Genomic DNA, 20,286 nt, shown 5'->3' with positions numbered 1-20,286 from the left:
GCCAGAATATAACTATGCGCGGCGCCGGAATAGTCCGGCAAGGGCCTGAATCCCAAGCCCTGCCGAATGGATCGCTTATTCCTGATTTTCGCCACGCTCACGGGCAATGGCACGGTAGCCAATGTCCTTGCGATAGAAGCAGCCTTCCCAGTCAATCTTCGCGGCCAGCTTGTAAGCCTGCTGCTGGGCAGCATCAACGCTGGCACCCATGGCAGTGGCGCAAAGCACCCGACCGCCGGCCGTCACCACTTGACCGTCCTTGAGCGCAGTACCGGCGTGGAAGACTTTGCCTTCCAGCGCTGCGGCTGCATCCAGACCGTTGATGGCGACGCCTTTAGCGTAGTCGCCAGGATAGCCGCCTGCCGCCAAAACAATACCGACGCTCGGACGTGGATCCCATTGGGCTTCGACCTTGTCCAGCGCTTGCGCCAGGGCCGCCTCGACCAGCAACACCAGGCTCGACTGCAAGCGCAGCATAACCGGTTGGGTCTCAGGGTCGCCGAAACGGCAGTTGAATTCGATGACTTTTGGGTTACCAGCCTTGTCGATCATCAAACCAGCGTAGAGGAAGCCCGTGTAAACATTGCCTTCCTCGGCCATGCCGCGCACGGTCGGCCAGATCACCAGGTCCATGACGCGCTTGTGCACTTCGCTGGTGACGACTGGCGCAGGGGAGTAAGCACCCATGCCGCCGGTGTTCGGGCCGGTGTCGCCGTCGCCGACGCGTTTGTGGTCCTGGCTGGTGGCCATCGGCAGGACGTTCTTGCCGTCGACCATGACGATGAAGCTGGCTTCTTCGCCGTCCAGGAATTCTTCGATGACCACGCGCGAACCGGCTTCGCCAAACGCGTTACCCGCGAGCATGTCGCGCACGGCGTCTTCGGCTTCGGCCAGTGTCATGGCAACGATCACGCCTTTACCGGCGGCCAGGCCATCGGCCTTGATCACGATCGGTGCGCCTTTTTCACGCAGATAAGCCAGGGCCGGCTCGATCTCGGTGAAGTTCTGGTAGTCGGCCGTCGGGATCTTGTGGCGTGCCAGGAAATCCTTGGTGAACGCTTTCGAACCTTCCAGCTGCGCGGCGCCAGCGGTCGGACCGAAGCAGTCCAGGCCACGGGAGCGGAACAGGTCGACGACGCCGGCAACCAGCGGCACTTCCGGACCGACGATGGTCAGGGAAACGTTTTTCTCGGCGAAGTCGGCGAGTTGCTCCAGTGCGAGCACATCGATAGCGACGTTTTCGCACTTGGCTTCAATGGCGGTGCCGGCGTTGCCCGGAGCCACGAAAACTTTCTGCACGCGCGGATCCTGAGCCACTTTCCAGGCCAGGGCGTGTTCACGGCCACCGCTGCCAATGATCAAAACATTCATTTCAAAAACCTCGGATGACGCTAATTCTGTTGAGTAGCCTGAGCTGTCTGGCTAACGGTGCGCGGCATTAGCTGCTGCGCTGACCCTGTAGGAGCGAGGCTTGCCCGCGAAGGCATCACCTCGGTATTGCAGTTGCACCGCGGCGTTCTCTTCGCGGGCAAGCCTCGCTCCTACAAGAGCTGGATCAGTGACGGAAGTGGCGCATGCCGGTGAAGACCATGGCGATGCCGGCTTCATCAGCTGCTGCAATCACTTCGTTGTCACGCATCGAGCCGCCTGGCTGGATCACCGCAGTGATGCCGACCTTGGCCGCGTTGTCCAGGCCGTCGCGGAACGGGAAGAACGCGTCGGATGCCATGACCGAACCCGCCACCTGCAAGCCGGCATGTTCAGCCTTGATCGCGGCAATGCGCGCGGAGTTCACGCGGCTCATCTGGCCTGCGCCGACACCGATGGTCTGACGGTTCTTGGCGTAGACGATGGCGTTGGATTTAACGTACTTGGCGACTTTCCAGGCGAAGATCAGGTCGTGGATTTCCTGTTCGGTCGGTGCACGTTTGGTCACGACTTTCAGGTCATCGGCGCTGATCATGCCGATGTCGCGGCTCTGTACCAGCAGGCCACCGTTGACGCGTTTGTAGTCCCAGGCAGCAGCGCGGTCAGCCGACCACTCGCCGCAGGCCAGCAGGCGCACGTTGGCTTTTGCCGCGACGATGGCGCGGGCTTCTTCGCTGACGCTCGGGGCGATGATCACTTCGACGAACTGACGCTCGACGATCGCCTTGGCGGTCTCGGCATCCAGCTCGCGGTTGAAGGCGATGATGCCGCCGAACGCGGATTCAGTGTCGGTGGCGTAGGCCAGTTCGTAGGCCTGACGGATGCCGCCTTCGGCGTCCGGGCTCACGGCAACACCACACGGGTTGGCGTGCTTGACGATCACGCAGGCCGGCTTGACGAAGCTCTTCACACATTCCAGCGCGGCGTCGGTGTCGGCCACGTTGTTGTAGGACAGCTCCTTGCCTTGCAGTTGGGTCGCGGTGGCGATACCGACTTCGGCAGGCTTGGCTTCAACGTAGAACGCCGCGCTCTGGTGCGGGTTCTCGCCGTAGCGCATTTCCTGAGCCTTGATGAACTGGCTGTTGAAGGTGCGCGGGAACTCGCTGCGACCTTCGGTGCTGAGGGTGTCAGCGGCCTGGTTCACGGTGCCCATGTAGTTGGCGATCATGCCGTCGTAGGCGGCGGTGTGTTCGAAGGCCTTGAGCATCAGGTCGAAACGCTGAGCGTAGGTCAGGCCGCCGGCCTTCAGGCTTTCCAGCACGTTGGCGTAGTCGCTGGCATTCACCACGATGGCCACGTCTTTATGGTTTTTTGCCGCCGAACGGACCATGGTCGGGCCGCCGATGTCGATGTTCTCGATGGCGGTCGGCAGGTCACAGCCTGGCTTGTTGATGGTGGCTTCGAACGGGTACAGGTTGACGGCCACCAGATCGATCGGCTTGATGCCGTGCTCGTTCATGATCGCGTCGTCGATACCGCGACGACCGAGGATCCCGCCGTGGATTTTCGGGTGCAGGGTTTTCACCCGACCGTCCATCATTTCTGCGAAACCGGTGTAATCCGCGACTTCCACTGCGGCAACGCCGTTGTCACGCAGCAGCTTGAACGTTCCGCCGGTGGAGAGGATCTCGACGCCCAGGGCTTCGAGCTCTTTGGCGAATTCGAGGATCCCGGTCTTGTCGGAAACGCTGATCAAGGCGCGGCGGATCGGCAGGCGGGTAGTCTGGTCGGTCATTTCAATTTCCATCAAAAGCAAAGGAGTCAGCAAAAAAGGCGACCGTTTCTACGCGGGCGCCTTTCTGGTTTGATTGAATGCTTACAGCAAATCGTACTGCTTGAGTTTCTTGCGCAGGGTGCCTCGGTTCAGCCCGAGCAGCTCGCTGGCCTTGGTCTGGTTACCCTTGACGTAGTTCATCACGCACTCGAGCAGGGGCGCCTCGACTTCGGAGAGCACCAGGTTGTACACATCCGTGACGGCAGCGCCCTCAAGGTGGGCGAAATAATTGTGCAGCGCCTTCTCGACACTCCCGCGAAGGGTCTGGCCTTCTTCGCTCGGCGTATTGAGGTGCTGTTTCAAATTCACGTTGTCGCTCACGGGTGTTGTTCCACTCACTAAAGTCTCGGTCATCATCGTCATGCGGCCACCTCTTCTCCGTCCCCTGTCAGGCTCTTGTAACGTTCGGCGAAGAAGCCCTGAACGTTGGCGCATTGTGCTTCCGTATCTTCCAAACGATTGAAGTGGGCGCGAAACTCCCTGGCGCCCGGCAAGGTTGCGAGATACCAGCCCACATGCTTCCGAGCGATCCGGACACCCATGACGTCTCCATAGAAGACGTGCAGTGCGGCCAGATGCTCTAGCAGAATGCGTTCCACCTCGATCAGGTCCAGCGCCGGGAGTTTCTCGCCGGTACGCAGGAAATGGTCGATCTCGCGAAAAATCCATGGCCGCCCCTGGGCAGCCCGTCCAACCAACAGTCCATCGGCACCGGTCGCGTCGAGCACGTAGCGGGCCTTTTCCGGCGAATCGATGTCGCCATTGGCGAAGACCGGCATCGACACCGCCTGCTTGATCGCGGCAATGGTGTCGTACTCGGCTTCACCGGTGTACAGATCGGCACGGGTGCGGCCATGGACCGCCAACGCCGTAATGCCTGCCTGCTCGGCGATCTTCGCCACCGTCAGACCGTTCTTGTTGTCCCGGTCCCAGCCGGTACGGATCTTCAAGGTAACCGGCACATCAACCGCAGCCACCACGGCCTGCAGGATCTCGGTCACCAGTGCTTCATCCTTCAACAATGCGGAACCGGCGGCCTTGTTGCAGACCTTCTTTGCCGGACAGCCCATGTTGATATCAATAATCTGTGCGCCCAGTTCGACGTTGGCCCTGGCCGCATCCGCCAGCATCTGTGCATCACCACCGGCGATCTGCACCGAGCGTGGCTCGGGATCACCTTCGTGGATCATGCGCATGCGCGATTTGCGGGTGTTCCACAAACTCATGTCGCTGGTGACCATTTCCGAGACTACAAGTCCTGCGCCCAGTCGCTTGCACAGCTGACGAAAGGGTTGGTCGGTGACACCCGCCATAGGGGCGAGAATCAAGCCGTTGTGCAATGTGTATGGACCGATGCGTACCGCCGACATAGGACTTTCCAGTTGTGGGGCCGGATCATGAGAGTTCGAAAAAGGGTTGGCATGATACCCGCTCTCGATGACTGGATAAAGGCTGAATTGAACAAAATCTGAACAGTTATTCTGTTATTGCCAGCAGTTTGGTATGAGCGGTCTCTGCCAGAAATGTGCCGTCAAACCCGTAACACTGAAGCGTTTCACTCGGGTGAGTGAAAGCTCAGGCTGTAGTTCACGGCTTTGGCGCCTGGGTCGAGGATGTCCAGGGCGATGTGGATCGGCGTTTGCGGCGGCATTTCCGCCATGCCTTCGAGATCGCCGTTGAGGTACTCGCCAGGCTTGAAGCGGCGGCTGGCGATCAGGTGACCGTTGAGGTCGGCAAAGCGCAGCTCCAGCAACGGGAACGGCTGGGAGAAGGGCGCGCGGTTGTAGATGATCGCGTCGACCACCAGCGCGCCATTGAATTCCGGATGGCTGCGCACCACCAGGTTGCTGCTCTTGATTTTCGCGATGTCGACTTTCGACGGCACGGTGCAGCCGATTTGCGGGCAGAACTGCTGGAACCACGGACGGTACTGATCCTGACGAGCCAGTTCATCAAAATGGTAAGCGATGTATTGACCCGCGAGTGCGCCAGCGCCGAGCAGGATCAGCAGCAACCAGAAAAACCGTCGGCCCCAGGGCGAGCGGCGTTTTTGCCAGTCAAGTTGCAACGGGTCATCGGTCAGGTCTTGCAGCACCTCGGCGCGTACGCCCGGTTCGCTGCGTTCACGGCGTTTGCGCAGCGGCTCGATCGAAGGCAGGTCATCGTCGATATCGTCACTGGCGTCGGTGGCTGACAGGCGTTCGTGATGGAGCGGGGCGTCGAGTGGATCGTTCAGGCGCAGTTGCGGCGGCAGAGTCTCGTCGTCCAGCTCCACGGGTTCCAGGGACAGCGAGGGTTCGGTGCGCGAAGGTTTGCTCGGCTCGATCGCCGGCTCCGGCGTGAGGGGGACTTCGGCAGCTTCTGTCGCTTGCGCCGCTTCGGCGCGATCGGCAGCGGATTCGCTGAACAGGCTGTCGGACCACGGCTCTTCGTCGTGCGCGGCGCTATCGCGGCGGGCGCTCAGGCTATCTTCGCGGTGGCGACCGAATTCGGTGGTCGGCTGGATTTCCCGCTGTTCCAGTCGAGCGAGTTCTTCATCCAGGTCCAGGCTGTCCAGGTCCAGTTCGGCGGCAGTCCACTGCTTCTGGCTGATGGCCCGAGGTTCTGGCTCGGCTGTCTCGACGATGGCCGGAGCCGCCGGGGGGATCACTTCCTTGCCTGCCTGCTCAAGCAGTTGCTTGGCGGCGTTGAACACCTGCAGGCACGAGCCGCAACGAACCACTCCACGGGCCACGCTCAACTGAGCATGGCTGACGCGGAAGCTGGTTTGGCAATGCGGGCACTGGGTGACGAAGCTGTCGGTCATGCGGCGATCCGGATTATGCAGGCGCTCATTCTAGCGCCGACGGCCAGTGATGCGCACCCAGCCATCGCGATTGGCGATCGGGTCCAGATCGAAGTCCTGCGCGTAGGCGGCGGCTACTTCATCACCTTGCTCGGCGAGGATGCCCGACAGCGCCAGGCGACCACCCGGCTTGACCAGGCTCGACAGTTGCGGTGCGAGGGAGACCAGCGGGCCGGCGAGGATGTTGGCCACCAGCACGTCGGCCTTAACCTGTGGCAGATCTTCCGGCAGATACAGCGGGAAGAGCGCATCGGCGATGTTGTTGCGACCGGCGTTGTCGCGCGAGGCTTCCAGCGCCTGCACGTCGATGTCAGTGCCGACGGCTTCCTTGGCGCCGAGCAGCAGGGCGGCAATCGCCAGGATCCCCGAGCCGCAACCGAAGTCCAGCACGTTGCAGTCTTTCAGGTCCTGACCGTCGAGCCATTCCAGGCACAGCGCGGTGGTCGGGTGCGTGCCGGTGCCGAACGCGAGGCCCGGGTCCAGCAGAATGTTCACGGCGTCGGGTTCAGGCGCGGCGTGCCAGCTCGGCACGATCCACAGGCGTTGGCCGAAGCGCATTGGCTGGAAATCGTCCATCCAGCTGCGTTCCCAGTCCTGGTCTTCGATGACTTCGCTGTGATGCTCGGGCAGCGGGCTGCCGGTCAGCAGCTCCAGATGCGCCAGGACCGAAGCGGCTTCGGTGCCGCCTTCGAACAGGGCCAGCAGGTGAGTGTGCGACCACAGCGGGGTGGTGTTGAGTTCCGGTTCGAAGATCGGCTGGTCTTCGGCGTCCATGAAAGTCACCGACACGGCGCCCACTTCAAGGAAAGCGTCTTCGTAGGTTTCGGCTTGTTCTGGGCTGATGGCGAGACGGACTTGCAGCCAAGGCATGGCGGGCACCTTTGAAAAATATTGATTGCAGCCTAGCGGGCTGCGAGAAGCGCGCAAGTTTACGCGAGCGCGAAGGGTTTGTGGGAGTGGCTTGCCCCTGCAGTTCACTGTGGGAGTGAGCCTGCTCGCGATAGCGGTGTGTCAGCTACATGAATGTTGTTTGGGGCGCCGCCATCGCGAGCAGGCTCGCTCCCACAGGTATTACGTGCTGCCCAGCATTGGATGAAACCTTCAGAAACAACAAAGCCGCCCGAAGGCGGCTTTGTTGATCAGGCTAAAAGCTTAGTGCTTTTCGCCAGCCAGCTTGTGTTCCAGGTAGTGAATGTTCACACCACCTTTGCAGAAGCCTTCATCGCGGGTCAGGTCGCGGTGCAGCGGGATGTTGGTCTTGATCCCGTCGACAACGATTTCGTCCAGCGCATTGCGCATGCGCGCCATGGCTTCGTCACGGGTTGCGCCGTAGGTGATCAGCTTGCCGATCAACGAATCGTAGTTCGGCGGAACGGCATAGCCGCTGTACAGGTGCGAATCGACGCGAACGCCGTTGCCGCCTGGAGCGTGGAAATGCTTGACCGTGCCTGGGCTTGGCATGAAGGTTTTCGGGTCTTCGGCGTTGATCCGGCATTCCAGCGCGTGACCGCGGATGACCACGTCATCCTGGGTGAACGACAGCTTGTTGCCGGCGGCGATGCTGAGCATCTCCTTGACGATGTCGATACCGGTGACCATTTCCGAAACCGGGTGCTCTACCTGGACACGAGTGTTCATCTCGATGAAGTAGAAGTGACCGTTTTCGTAAAGGAACTCAAAGGTGCCGGCGCCGCGGTAGCCGATGTCGATGCACGCCTTGACGCAGCGAGCGAGGACTTCCTGGCGTGCTTTCTCGTCGATGCCCGGTGCCGGCGCTTCTTCGAGAACCTTCTGGTGACGACGTTGCAGCGAGCAATCGCGGTCGCCCAGATGAATGGCGTGGCCCTGGCCGTCGGAAAGTACCTGGACTTCCACGTGACGTGGGTTGGTCAGGAATTTTTCCAGATAGACCATCGGGTTGCCGAACGCCGCGCCTGCTTCGGAGCGGGTCAGTTTCGCCGAAGAGATCAGGTCTTCTTCGCTATGCACAACGCGCATGCCGCGACCACCACCGCCGCCAGCGGCTTTGATGATCACCGGGTAACCGACTTCGCGACCGATGCGCAGAGCGGTTTCTTCGTCTTCCGGCAGCGGGCCGTCAGAGCCCGGAACGGTTGGAACGCCAGCAGCGATCATCGCGTGCTTGGCCGATACCTTGTCGCCCATCAGGCGAATGGTCTCGGCTTTCGGACCAATGAAAGCGAAGCCGGAGTTCTCGACCTGCTCAGCGAAATCAGCGTTTTCCGCAAGGAAACCGTAGCCTGGGTGAATGGCGGTGGCGCCGGTCACTTCAGCCGCGGCGATGATTGCCGGGATGTGCAGGTAAGAGTGGGCGGCCGAGGCCGGACCGATGCAGACGGATTCGTCTGCCAGGCCCAGGTGCATCAGCTCTTTGTCGGCCTTGGAGTAAACGGCGACGGTCTTGATGCCCATCTCTTTGCAGGCACGCAGAATCCGCAGTGCGATCTCACCGCGGTTGGCGATCAGAACTTTTTCCAACTTCGCAGTCATCAAAGTTTCTCCGCGGTTCAAACGATGGTGAACAGCGGTTGGTCGTACTCAACCGGCTGGCCGTCTTCGACGAGGATGGATTCGATCACACCGCTGGTTTCAGCTTCGATGTGGTTCATCATCTTCATGGCTTCGACGATGCACAGGGTGTCGCCTTTCTTCACGGTCTGGCCGACTTCAACGAAGGACGGCGAGCTTGGCGAAGATTTGCGATAGAAGGTGCCGACCATTGGCGAACGGGCAACGGCGCCGTTCAGGGCAGGGGCGGACGGTGCAGCAGGAGCGGCAGCGGCGGCAACCGGGGCAGCAGCGGCAGGCGCTGGAGCCGGAGCGTGCATTGGCGCCGGAGCGTAGTATTGCTGAGCCGGGGTTTTGCTATGGCGGCTGATGCGAACGGACTCTTCGCCTTCCTTGATCTCGAGCTCGTCGATGCCGGACTCTTCCAGCAGTTCGATCAGTTTCTTAACTTTACGGATATCCATGAATCATCAACTCCCAAGGGTCGGTCAGGGGCGTATAGCTTGTTGTTCAAGCTGCTCTAGTGCAGCCTCCAGGGCCAGTCGATAACCGCTGGCGCCAAGGCCGCAGATCACTCCCACCGCTACGTCGGAGAAGTAAGAGTGATGGCGGAAAGGTTCGCGTTTGTGCACGTTAGACAAATGCACTTCGATGAATGGGATGCTCACCGCCAGCAGCGCGTCACGTAATGCGACACTTGTGTGTGTAAAAGCTGCTGGATTGATCAGAATGAAGTCCACACCTTCGCTGCGGGCAGCGTGGATGCGGTCGATCAATTCGTACTCGGCGTTGCTTTGCAGGTGCAGCAAATGATGGCCGGCTTCACGAGCGCGGCGTTCCAGGTCCTGATTGATCTGCGCCAGTGTCGTAGCGCCATAGGTGCCCGGTTCACGGGTGCCGAGCATGTTCAGGTTGGGGCCGTGCAGAACCAATAGGGTCGCCATCTGCTGTTCCTCGTTATCCGTGTGCATTTGTCAGAACCCGGCGACTATGCCGCAAAGCCTTTGTGACTGTCCAGTTCTATGCAATAGCCAGCACGATGGCCGATGTTTGCGCGAAATATGTGACCGGGTGATTAAATCCGGTCATTTGCTTTCGATACACGTTCGGCGAAGTCCGTGGCGCTGATTTCGCCGATCACTCGTACATCGGCGCGTTCGACACCGTCCTTGCCGAAAAACATCAGCGCCGGTGGGCCGAATAGTGTGTAGCGGTCGAGGAGGGCGCGTTGCTCGGCGTTGCTGGCGGTGATGTCGAAGCGAATCAGCCGATAACCCTTGAGGCGTTCGACGACCTGCGCGTCGTTAAGCACTTTGTGTTCGATGACTTTGCAGCTGATGCACCAGTCGGCGTACCAGTCGAGCAGCAGCGGGGTGCCGGAGGATTTGGCTTCGGCGAGGACGCGATCGAGTTCGGCTGGAGTCGTGACGGTTTGCCAGTCGCTGGTGTTTTGTGACTGCTCGTTGCTGTTGACGACACGCGGCTGGCCGATCGGGTTGAACGGATCGGTCTGGCCACTGAAGGCGCCATACCAACAGGCCAGTGCATAAAACAGCAGGAACATCCCGAGTAACTGGCCCAGGCGTTTTCGCGGAGGTTTATAGACGAACTCCAGCGCGCCCATGAACAAGCCGACACCGCCGGCCAGCAAGCCGATCAGCAACAAAGTGATCTGCCCCGGCAGCACGCGACTGAGCAGGCCGATCGCCAGACCCAGCAACAACACGCCAATCGCGTTTTTCACGTAGACCAGCCATGGTCCGCTTTTCGGCAGCCAAGCGGCGCCGCCGGTGGCCACCAGCAACAGCGGTGCACCCATGCCGAGGCCGAGCATGAACAGTTTCAAGCCGCCACCCAACGCATCGCCACTGGCGCTGATGTACAGCAGCGCGCCGGCCAGCGGTGCCGAGACGCAGGGTGAAACCAACAGACTGGAAACCACGCCCAGCACCGCTGCGCCCCACAACGAACCGCCTTCGGTGCGCCCGGCGATGCGGTCCAGCCGACTGCTGATCGCGTGCGGCAACTTGAGTTCGAAGACACCGAACATCGCCAGGGCAAACAGCGCAAAAAACATTGCGAACGGCACCAGTACCCACGCCGATTGCAGCCGCGCCTGAAGGTTGAGCTGTGCGCCGAACATCCCCATCAACGCACCGAGCAGGGCGAAGCAGGCGGCCATCGGCAGCACGTAAGCGAGCGAAAGGTTGAAGCCGCGCAAGCCACCCACCTGGCCGCGCAACACCACGCCGGAGAGGATCGGCAGCATCGGCAGCACGCAAGGGGTGAAGGTCAGGCCAAGGCCCGCAAGGAAGAACAATGCCAGTTCCCGCCAGCTCCAGCTCGTGGTTGTGCCGCCACTGCCGTCGATACTCAGGCGTTCGGTCTCGGGCGGATAGCACAGGCCTTTGTCGGCACACCCTTGATAGGTCACCGCCAGCGTGAAGGCGCGTTGATCGCTGCGCGGCAGTTCTACATCGAGAATCCCGTGGTAAACCTCGACGTCGCCGAAGTATTCATCGTGTTTCTGCTCGCCTTTGGGCAGCTGTGCCGGGCCGACTACGATCTCGGCAGGGTCGGCGCGAAACTGAAAGCGATGGCGGTAGAGGTAATAACCCTCGGTGGCGACGAAACGCAGCTTGATCGATTGTGGCGTGCTGTCTATCAGGCTCAGTTGAAAGGCTTCGCGCACCGGCAGGAAGTCGGCGCTGTTGTTGGTCGAGCCCAGTGTGGAACTGGGTCGACTCTCCAGCAAACCGGCGGCGGTGGCCGGCAGGGCGAGCACTAAAAGCAGCAGGCAGAGCAAACGGCGCATGACGATCTCGCGTATCGGAATTGGGGGCATGATAGCGGACAGTCGATTGGATTGCTTTTATGGGTCCTGTAGGAGCGAGGCTTGCCCGCGAAGAACGATGACACGGTTCGCCTGATAAACCGTGTCGTTTGGTTCGCGGGCAAGCCTCGCTCCTACAGGTATGTGGCGGTCTGTCAGACGCGGAATGCCTGAACGGCCGTATGCAACCGCCCGCCCAATACCAACAAATGCTCGCCTTGCTCACGCCCCTCACCGATACGCAGCAAGTTATCCCCGCCCAATTGGTGAATCCGCTCACTGTGATCGCGGATTTCGCTGACGGCTCCGCTCTGCTGAGCCGTGACATCGGCGATGCGTACGGCGGTGTCGGAAATCGTCTGGATCGCCCCGACGATTTTATCCAGCGCGCCATCGGCCGCCTGGGCCTGGTTGGCCGTCGCCTCCGCGTGTTCAACCTGCGCGCGCATGCCTTCCACCGACTCTCGGGCCGCTGTCTGCAGCCCGGCGATCAAGTTCTGGATCTCCGCCGTAGCGCCTGCGGTGCGCTGCGCCAATGACCGAACCTCTTCCGCCACAACGGCAAACCCGCGTCCCATTTCCCCGGCGCGGGCCGCTTCGATGGCGGCGTTCAGGGCCAGCAGGTTGGTCTGGTCGGCAATCGAGCGGATCACCGTCAGCACGCCGCCGATGGTGGCGGACTCCTCGGCCAGGTGTTCGATCATCTGTGCATTGCTTTGTACTTCGCCCACCAGCGCATGCAGCCCGGTGAGGCTCAAACCGATGACTTTCTGTCCATGTTCCACCGCCAATCCAGCATGGCGGCTGGCGTCGGCAGCCTGGCTGGCATCGCCGGCGACTTGTTGAATGGTCGCTTCCAGCTCGCCGAGGGAGTCGCGGATCAGCGCGGTGTCACCCGCCTGATGTTCGGCGCCGCTGTGCAAATCATTGCTCAACTCGGCCAGGGTGCGGCTGCTGCCGGCAACCTGCTCGGCGTTGAGGCGAATGGTTCCGACCAGATCGACGAGGTAGGCGCGCAGTCGATTGAGCGAGGCCTGGATGTCATGCAGTTCGCGATTGGTCTTGCCCAATTCGATGTCGCGGCTGAAGTCGCCTTCGGCCCAGGTCGAGAGTGCCGGCGCGAGGTTGGTCAGCGTCCGGGCCAAGCGCCGCTGCAGGGTATCGATGAGTAATGCGATCAGCAGAATCAGGCCGATCATCACCCCTTGCATCAGCCGCACTTCGCTCTGGATCTGCCCGTGCTGGGCACGGACCACCGGTTCCAGCCCGGCGATGGACTGTTGCACGGCAGCGATTTTCTGGTGAGTCGCGGCGCTGAGGTCGGCGCGTTTCTGGATCTGCTCGCGGGTGCGCGCCAGCTCTGCGGGATAGCGCGTGAGCAGGCCGTTGAGCTCGCGCTTGAGGCCGACGCCGGCATCTTCCGCAACGGTTTTTTCGGTGTTCTCCAGGCCCATCATTGCAGCGAAATCGTCGGTGCCCGATTCACTTTTACTGGTCACGCCCAAGAGCGGCAAGGCGTTCAGAAGCTCGGCTTGCGTGCGGATGTTGGTGACTTCGCGCTCGACATCGGCGGCCAGTTCGCTGCGACCGCTGCTGACCAGTTTGTCCCGCGCCAAAGAGAGTTTGCCCAGGTGTTGGGAGGCTGCGAGCAATGGCGTCAGATAGTTCGCGTTGCTGCTGGCGTATTGACTCAACTGGTCGAGGCTGGCGCCGAGTTCGCGTTCGGCTTGCAGCAACAACGCCTGAGGATCGCCCGCAAGTTTGCCTGCGGCCAACAGGTCGGTTTTGCTGAATTCATCCAGGTTCGACAGGCTCGGGCGCAAGCTGTCGGCCAACGTCGGCGGTAACTCGGCGAGTTCCTTTTGCAGGCCGTCGATGGCTTGGCTGGCGCTGCTCAGGCGCAGCGCATCGCCGCTGGCCAGGTAGTCCTCGATGTTGCGCGCCACTTCATTCTGGAATTGCTGGGACAACCCGAGGTAGCGCTCCATCAATAGATAGGGGCGCTCCAGGGCTTTTTGCGACCACCAAAGCGTGGCGCCGAGGGCCACGCACACGGCGACTAAAAGGAGGGTGTTGAGATTGGTCAGCAGCTTCAGGCGCATCAAGGGACTACCAACGGCGAAATGGTAAGTGCCTGAAGTTATTGCGTTTCTGTTACAGGGTTATGACTGAATGGGTCGATTCCGATGAAAAAGTGGCACTTTGCTTTGACGTCCGTGCGGCTTGTACACGGTTGCGTCCGGCATGCTTGGCACGGTACAGCGCCTCGTCCGCCTGACTGGCCATCATCAGGCCGTCGGAGTCTTCGCACAGCTCGACCACCCCGGCGCTGAACGTGCACCAGAGGTCCTGGGGCTGAGCGGGGTAATGGATTTCGGCGAAGCGCTGACGGATTTCGTCGAGGACTTTACAGGCCGCTTCGATATCGGTGTCCGGCATGACGATGGCAAACTCTTCGCCGCCGTAGCGGCCGATGAAATCGGTCTTGCGCAATCGTTGCTTGAGAAACAGCGCCAGGCTCTTGATCACACGGTCGCCCATGGGGTGCCCGTGGCTGTCGTTGACCCGTTTGAAGTGGTCGATGTCGAGCATCGCGAAGCTCAGCGGCTTGCTCTCGCGGCGGGCGCGGAAGCTGCAGTCTTCGAGCAATTGCAGAATGTGCGTGTGGTTGTACAGCCCGGTGAGGCTGTCGCGGACCATCCGCGCTTTCAGATTGCGCGCCCGCGCCGCGCGGTTGCGCACGGTGGTGATCAGGTGCCGGGGCTTGATCGGTTTGGTCAGGAAGTCGTCGCCGCCCTCGCTCATGGCGTCGAGCTGCTTGTCCAGGTCGTCTTCGGCCGACAGGTAAATGATCGGCACGCTGACATAGCGGTCATTGTGGCGGATCACTTTGGCCAGTTCCGTACCGGTGCAGGCCGGCATGTACATGTCGAGAATGATCAGGTCGGGCTGGAAATCCGCCAGTTCGGCCATGGCCTGGATCGGCTCGATCAAGGTGCGCGTGACGATCCCGGCGCTGTTGAGCAGGCGCTCGGTGTGCAAGGCCTGTGCGCGGGAATCGTCGATGATCAGCACTTTATAAGGTTCGTACTGCGCGACGCAGGTCAGGACTTCGATTTTCTCCAGCAGGCTCGAGGCTTCGAGGGTGCCGGTGAGAAATTCCTGGCCACCGGCACGCACGGCGGCGAGGCGGGTCGGGGTGTCGGTTTCGAGCAGGCTGAAAAACAGCAGCGGCAACGGTTCATCCAGACCGACCTGGGCTTCGGCGGCCAGTTTCAGGCCGACGCCGGGGCCGCTGAAGTCCACGTCCATGACAATCGCGGCAGGCAAACGCTCGACCATCGAGGAGCGAAACGCCGACACGCTGTCGAGGGACTGGGCGCTGAGGCCGAAAAATTCCAGTTGTTTGGCCAGTCGCTCGGCACGGTCGTGATCCTGCAGCATCACGTAGATCGGCTTGCGCAACGGCGGCAGGAAGGTTTGTTCGAGCTGATCGCCATGGCGCAGGCCGGTACGCGACAGGCGCTGCATCAAGCGATTGAGGTCAGTGATCAGGCCGCTGCTGAGGCGTCCGCGATTGGCGTCGACAGCCTCCAGCGACTGGCCGATGTGGCGTGCCAGTTGCGTGTGTTCCGGTTGTTCGAAGCGCTCGGCGAAACGCAGCAGGCGCAGGTTGGCTTCACTCAGTTCCGATAAGTCGGTGGTGGACCACTCACTGCGTTGCAGGCGCTGCCAGATCTCAAGAATTTGACGTGCCTGATGAATTACCCGCTGGGCAAAGTGGTGCTTGAGGCGCTCACGGCTGGGGTCTTCTGGCTCGGTCATATCCTGACTACTAGTTAGGGTGCATGCTGAGATCGACTGGTGGCTCTATGCTAGCACCTCTTTTCAGTCGCATGAGTGTCGTATGTCAATAATCTGCAATGCGACGTCATTCAGTTTCTGACTGGCGGGTCTGAAAATGTGTGTCGGTGATCTGACATTACCCATGATCAGGGCCTCTCCTGTCTGTTTTCGCGAATCGTCTGTCATCCCGGCGAGCGTTACTTGTCAGGGAGTTCTGATTTTTCGCCGGCAGACTTGAACCGGATTTTCGGCTGGTAGGGTGTCAGGGAAACCCTTAGATGCCATCGGCCCATTATGACCCAGTGTTTCAAAGAACATCCCAGCGACGAGCAGCGCCTGAATCAAAACAGCACGCCCGTTGCTGATTGTGAATGCAAAGAGGAACTGCTTTATGGGAGCAAGACGTTTGTTACCGACGTCCCGATTCTGACGTGCGCGGGCCTATGGCGGCACTATCAGCGGGAGGCGGAGGACATCGTCGCACCTGGAGGGGTATTGATTGCCGACCCTGTTGAGCGCAACCGCGTTATCAACGCTGCGTACGCTCGACTCTGGTTGCACGATTCCAGGTTTCAGTGGGCCGGGCTGGCGGCGTTTGCCTCCAAGCAGGTTGGCTGCGGACTGCTCCATGCGGCGGACAGTGTCGAACTCATCCGTGATGAGAATGAGGCCAGGCAGCGATTGAGAGGCAGTCGTCGTGAGTACGGTGTGTTGACTCCGGCGCGGATGCCCGAGCAGGCCGACGCATTGCGTGACTATAGAGAGGCCGTTGCACGTAATCCTGTTCCCTCGGTGGACGTACGCTTTTCGGGGGAGGACCTATCACTGGTACAGGAGCAATTTGGGCATGTGCGCAACATGATGGCGCTGGGAAATACCACGCTGTTTCTAGACATTTTTCCACTACATGCTTTTTATATTAAACGTGGATTGAAAGAGCTGAAGAGGTGCCTGAAGGCACGGTCGGAGATATATGGGCATCCGAGATTTCCTGTGATCTGGCCGGTAGGGCAGGAAAAGCTCAAGTTCGGATTGCTCTATGACGAAGTTTTTCAAGCGTTTGAAGCAATTGACGCAGGGGCGGTGGCCTTAAGCGTTAAGCATTTGGCCGATCATGAGCAGCGAAATATCTTGCAGCCGACTATCTATGAGGATCGGCAACTCGTGGCATTACTGCGGAGTAATCATGCTTCTTTCGTCACGGGCTTTCCCTCAGGCGTGGCCCAGGCCATCGAGCTGACGCTGGCCAACCAATGTGAGCCATTGCAGGATGAACGCACCATTGGTTTTGGCAACAGCCCGCTGGCTAACCTTGCCGATGTTGAGCAGCGTATGACTTTTGTACTTCGGGCTGCCAATCGTTTCGATGAGCTTCTAGGCAATGACAACCGTTCCAAGATAGAGCAATCGATCCGGGAAATTGCCGCCGGCGGCGCACCGCCATGAATCTCCGGAGATGGCTTGATGGATGGCGTTTCGTATTGCTGACTGTGTTGACGGTGGCATTCGTGCGCTGGGCGATTGAAGCAATGTTGGACGATTTCGAAGTGTCCCTGGTTATCAATGAGCCTTGGGAGCACATGCGCCTGCGTTCAAGAGCCGCGATTGGACCTGAACCACCGGGTAACGTCTGGTCCAACCAATCCAAGTCGGGCGTACGCCTACATTTCAATGATCCTGAATATGGGTTTTTAACGCCGCTGGCGCGGGACTTCACCATTAGGACTCGAAATGAGAGGGTGAAAAGCGTTCGCCTGTCTCCTCAGACGGAGCCGCTGTCTCTAGATGATGCACTAGAAGTCGTTCTGGGCTTGCATGGTCAATTGCACAAAAAAGGTTGGGTGGCTGCGCAAGTGCTTGATGATCCTGCCATTGCCGACACTCCCGAATGGCGAGCTTGGTTTCGCAACAAGACTCGACATGCCATGTCGCTCTGGCTGGCTGGCGACAGGTATCAACTGATGCTCGAACTGGAGCCTGTTAATCGTCCTCGTCGTCCGACCGACGAGCGTTACTCGATCATCCTCAGTATTGATGAACCCTGGTTATTTGATCAGACGGGATCTCATTGAGAGGTCACAGCTGTTTCATCGTTGCCGTACCCCAAATAAAAAAGGAGCCCCACCATGCCAACTCCCGCCTTCATGACCCTCGACGGCGAACACCAAGGCCTGATCAGCGAAGGTGCATTCACCGAGGCGTCGGTGGGCAACATCTATCAAAAGGGGCGTGAGGACCAAATCATGATCCAGGCCCTGAGCCACGGTATCTTCGTACCGAAAGGGTCGGGCGCAGGTCGTCGGATGCACAAGCCCTTGATCGTCACCAAGGCCATCGACAAAGCGACACCGCTGATCAACAACGCTTTATGTTCTGGAGAATTGCTAAAAATATGCCGCGTCGAGTGGTATCGCACCTCGGCTCAGGGAATCCAGGAACACTTTTATACGATGGAACTGGAAGACGCGGTGATCATCGGCGCTGAAGTGCTCATGCCGCATTGCCAGGATCCCGGTACCGCTCACCTCACTCAAGTGGAGAAAGTCCATTTCAGTTACCGGCGCATCTACTGGCGGCATGAAGTCAGTCGAACCATGGGTTCCGATGAGTGGAGCACTGAGGTGTCGGGATGAGGTTGGTCAACGAGCTCGATCTGTCCGAATGGGAGCGTCAACATGCCTGGCCCAGTGAGCAAGCGCTGGAGCTTGTGCGCCAGGCGCTGCAAGATCGGCAGCTTATCGATGGAATGGACGAGTTGCGTGCCGGCCTGTTGATCGATATCGAGAGCGAGGTGCTCGACCCGATCGAGCGGGGAGAATGGTGGCTGGTCGGGCCTGAAGCCGATTACGCTGACTGGATAATGCCGGAGCGGGCGTTTGATCCAAAGATAATGGAGCTGATGCAAAATCCGCCCGTCCAGCCCACAAGATCGCCAAGGATCTTTCGCCTCGTAGACAGCGTAACGGGTGAGCCGCTGGCGCTTCATCACTACATCGCGACGGTGGATGGGAACACGGCGCCACGCAGGACCGACGGCAAGGGCATTGCGCATCTTTTTATTTCGGCTGAAGTCCAGCAAATTTCAATGAAGGTCGCTGGCGTTTAACCCTGGCAGGGCGACTAGAATTCATCGGCGCTCGGTTGTCACAGACCTGACGCTAATTTCTGCGGATAACCCGACGACGGGTGCCGGGCAAAGGCACGTTGTTGTATGGTTGTGGTCGAACCGATGAACTCAAGTGATTGAAAGGATATCGCCATGCTGGACTGGAAGAACCGCGCGGGCAGCGCGCCTGAACGTGCCGCTGAACCGAAATCGGCTACCCGCAGTTACATCGGTGGCCTTTTGTTCAGTCGGGCGCTGGCCACGCTGATCGGCCTCTATCTGATTGTGGCCTTTGTGCTTGGCTGGTACTGGAGCCAGGAGCCGGCGCTGTTCCCGGTACAACAGAATGCTCAAGTGGCGGCCGAGAAAGAAGGCAAGCAAATGGTCATCGGCTACACCACGGTCGAAACACTCAAGACCGTCGCCGATACCTTGCTGACCAAACCGGGCGGCTACATCTCCAACGACCGTTTCCCGCCGGGCCTGTGGATGGACAACACGCCGAGCTGGGAATATGGCGTGCTGGTCCAGGTCCGCGATCTGACGCGGGCGCTGCGCAAAGACTTCGCCCGTTCGCAGTCGCAATCGGCCGAAGACGCCGATCTGGCGAAAGCCGAGCCGCGTTTCAACTTCGACAATAAAAGCTGGGTGCTGCCCTCCAGCGAGTCCGAGTATCAGGAAGGCATCAATTCCCTGAGCCGCTATCAGGCGCGTCTGTCCGACCCTTTGCAGAAAAACGCGCTGTTTTATGCTCGCGCCGACAACCTGAACAACTGGCTGGGCGATGTGGGCACCCGTTTGGGTTCGCTGTCGCAACGCCTGTCGGCCAGCGTTGGCCGGGTCAAACTGAACACCGCGCTGAAGACCGAAGTGGTCGCGCCGGGTCAGGTGCCACAGGTTGACGAGGAAATCGTCGAAACCCCGTGGATGCAGATCGACAACGTGTTCTATGAAGCTCGCGGTCAGGCCTGGGCCTTGTCCCACTTGCTGCGTGCCATCGAAGTCGACTTCGCCGATGTGCTGGCGAAGAAGAACGCGACCGTCAGCGTGCGCCAGATCATTCGTGAACTGGAAGCGTCGCAGGAACCGGTCTGGAGCCCGATGATTCTCAACGGTAGCGGCTTCGGCGTACTGGCCAACCACTCGCTGGTCATGGCCAATTACATTTCCCGGGCCAACGCCGCAGTGATCGATTTGCGTCAACTGCTCAATCAGGGCTGAGTCATGGTCGATAACGCCAGAGAGGCCGCCCATCGCGCGGCCTCGGATGCCGAACAGATCGCCTGGGTCGACGAGCAGGACAACCTGCTCGGCGCACTGGTCCGCTCGGACCTGCGCGAGCGCGGGCTGATTGGGCGCGGCACCTACATCATGCTGTTCAATTCGGTTGGCGAACTCTGCGTTCACCGGCGCACCCTGAGCAAAGCGATTTATCCGGGTTACTGGGACGTGGCGGCGGGGGGCATGGTGCTCGCCAGCGAAACCTACGCCGAATCGGCCGCCCGCGAGCTTGAAGAAGAGTTGGGCGTGAGCGGCGTGGAACTGACCGCCCATGACCATTTTTTCTTCGAAGACACCGGCAATCGTTTGTGGTGTTCGGCGTTTTCGGCGGTGTGGGACGGGCCGTTGACCCTGCAACTGGAAGAGGTGCTCGAAGCGCGCTTTTTGCCAATCGATGAAGTGCTTCGGGAAATCGACGAAAAGCCTTACTGCCCGGACTCTCTGGCCGCGTTGAAGCGCTATCTCCGGGCTCGTGGCGGGGACGTCGCAAAAGAGGCATAAATTGGCGCCGATTGGCTCTTAGCAAGTCGGCTTTTTGCCGTTACACTGCGCGACCTTTTCAAGCTGAACCGTATTGCTCTTTGTAGGAGCGAAGCTTGCTCGCGATGGACGTTAACGATAACGCGTGCATCCAGATTGTACGC

At 60.0% G+C, this 20,286-nt stretch carries 18 protein-coding genes; 6 read left to right on the top strand and 12 right to left on the bottom strand.

Annotation, left to right across the window (positions count from 1 at the left end; translation table 11 throughout):
* Positions 1-75: 75 nt before the first annotated feature.
* From purD to gcbA, 12 genes are all read right to left on the bottom strand, one after another.
* A complete protein-coding gene (gene purD / locus IB246_RS08315; RefSeq protein WP_008038723.1) occupies positions 76-1,371 on the bottom strand; it encodes a phosphoribosylamine--glycine ligase in 1,296 nt (431 codons plus the stop codon).
* Positions 1,372-1,555: 184 nt separating this feature from the next.
* Complete coding sequence (gene purH / locus IB246_RS08310) at positions 1,556-3,163, bottom strand: bifunctional phosphoribosylaminoimidazolecarboxamide formyltransferase/IMP cyclohydrolase (RefSeq protein WP_008038724.1); 1,608 nt, start codon at positions 3,161-3,163, stop codon at positions 1,556-1,558.
* An 81-nt stretch (positions 3,164-3,244) separates the two neighbouring features.
* A complete protein-coding gene (gene fis, locus IB246_RS08305; protein ID WP_007907419.1) occupies positions 3,245-3,565 on the bottom strand; it encodes a DNA-binding transcriptional regulator Fis in 321 nt (106 codons plus the stop codon).
* A complete protein-coding gene (gene dusB, locus IB246_RS08300) occupies positions 3,562-4,572 on the bottom strand; it encodes a tRNA dihydrouridine synthase DusB (protein WP_008031257.1) in 1,011 nt (336 codons plus the stop codon). The genes fis and dusB overlap by 4 nt, the downstream gene beginning before the upstream one ends.
* Before the next feature lie 185 nt (positions 4,573-4,757).
* Entirely contained in the window at positions 4,758-6,008 is a 1,251-nt protein-coding gene (locus IB246_RS08295) for a DUF3426 domain-containing protein (protein WP_008038725.1), read from the bottom strand.
* Positions 6,009-6,038: 30 nt separating this feature from the next.
* Positions 6,039-6,917 (bottom strand): 50S ribosomal protein L11 methyltransferase, encoded by an 879-nt coding sequence (prmA, locus tag IB246_RS08290; protein WP_008031261.1) that lies wholly within the window; start codon positions 6,915-6,917, stop codon positions 6,039-6,041.
* Positions 6,918-7,199: 282 nt separating this feature from the next.
* The gene (gene accC / locus IB246_RS08285) at positions 7,200-8,558 is read right to left on the bottom strand and encodes an acetyl-CoA carboxylase biotin carboxylase subunit (RefSeq protein ID WP_008038726.1); all 1,359 of its coding nucleotides are present in this window, start codon (positions 8,556-8,558) and stop codon (positions 7,200-7,202) included.
* A gap of 17 nt (positions 8,559-8,575) precedes the next feature.
* Positions 8,576-9,040: an acetyl-CoA carboxylase biotin carboxyl carrier protein gene (gene accB / locus IB246_RS08280; protein WP_008038728.1), complete on the bottom strand. Its 465-nt coding sequence runs from the start codon at positions 9,038-9,040 to the stop codon at positions 8,576-8,578.
* Between the two features lie 24 nt (positions 9,041-9,064).
* On the bottom strand, positions 9,065-9,520 hold the full coding sequence (aroQ, locus tag IB246_RS08275) for a type II 3-dehydroquinate dehydratase (protein ID WP_008031265.1): 456 nt from the start codon (positions 9,518-9,520) through the stop codon (positions 9,065-9,067).
* A gap of 131 nt (positions 9,521-9,651) precedes the next feature.
* Positions 9,652-11,391: a protein-disulfide reductase DsbD gene (locus tag IB246_RS08270; protein ID WP_008038729.1), complete on the bottom strand. Its 1,740-nt coding sequence runs from the start codon at positions 11,389-11,391 to the stop codon at positions 9,652-9,654.
* Between the two features lie 173 nt (positions 11,392-11,564).
* The gene (locus IB246_RS29000; protein WP_411737528.1) at positions 11,565-12,608 is read right to left on the bottom strand and encodes a methyl-accepting chemotaxis protein; all 1,044 of its coding nucleotides are present in this window, start codon (positions 12,606-12,608) and stop codon (positions 11,565-11,567) included.
* 955 nt (positions 12,609-13,563) lie between these two features.
* On the bottom strand, positions 13,564-15,234 hold the full coding sequence (gene gcbA, locus IB246_RS08260) for a diguanylate cyclase GcbA (RefSeq protein ID WP_008031270.1): 1,671 nt from the start codon (positions 15,232-15,234) through the stop codon (positions 13,564-13,566).
* A gap of 315 nt (positions 15,235-15,549) precedes the next feature.
* Between gcbA and IB246_RS08255 the strand changes: the two genes are divergently transcribed.
* From IB246_RS08255 to IB246_RS08230, 6 genes are all read left to right on the top strand, one after another.
* A complete protein-coding gene (locus tag IB246_RS08255) occupies positions 15,550-16,701 on the top strand; it encodes a DUF2515 family protein (RefSeq protein ID WP_008038731.1) in 1,152 nt (383 codons plus the stop codon).
* A gap of 44 nt (positions 16,702-16,745) precedes the next feature.
* The gene (locus IB246_RS08250) at positions 16,746-17,327 is read left to right on the top strand and encodes a hypothetical protein (RefSeq protein WP_412548147.1); all 582 of its coding nucleotides are present in this window, start codon (positions 16,746-16,748) and stop codon (positions 17,325-17,327) included.
* Positions 17,328-17,381: 54 nt separating this feature from the next.
* A complete protein-coding gene (locus IB246_RS08245) occupies positions 17,382-17,888 on the top strand; it encodes an Hcp family type VI secretion system effector (RefSeq protein WP_008038733.1) in 507 nt (168 codons plus the stop codon).
* The gene (locus tag IB246_RS08240) at positions 17,885-18,361 is read left to right on the top strand and encodes a hypothetical protein (protein WP_008038734.1); all 477 of its coding nucleotides are present in this window, start codon (positions 17,885-17,887) and stop codon (positions 18,359-18,361) included. The genes IB246_RS08245 and IB246_RS08240 overlap by 4 nt, the downstream gene beginning before the upstream one ends.
* Before the next feature lie 153 nt (positions 18,362-18,514).
* Positions 18,515-19,582 (top strand): DUF2333 family protein, encoded by a 1,068-nt coding sequence (locus tag IB246_RS08235; RefSeq protein ID WP_008031276.1) that lies wholly within the window; start codon positions 18,515-18,517, stop codon positions 19,580-19,582.
* A 3-nt stretch (positions 19,583-19,585) separates the two neighbouring features.
* Positions 19,586-20,143, top strand: a complete 558-nt coding sequence (locus tag IB246_RS08230; protein ID WP_008038735.1) for an NUDIX hydrolase — start codon at positions 19,586-19,588, stop codon at positions 20,141-20,143.
* The last annotated feature ends 143 nt before the right edge of the window (positions 20,144-20,286 follow it).

Origin of the sequence: Pseudomonas sp. PDM01 (assembly GCF_014852325.1) — a bacterium.
GTDB lineage: Bacteria > Pseudomonadota > Gammaproteobacteria > Pseudomonadales > Pseudomonadaceae > Aquipseudomonas > Aquipseudomonas migulae.
The sequence above is the reverse complement of the archived record's forward strand: the minus strand, read 5'-3'. Positions and strand labels throughout refer to the sequence as shown.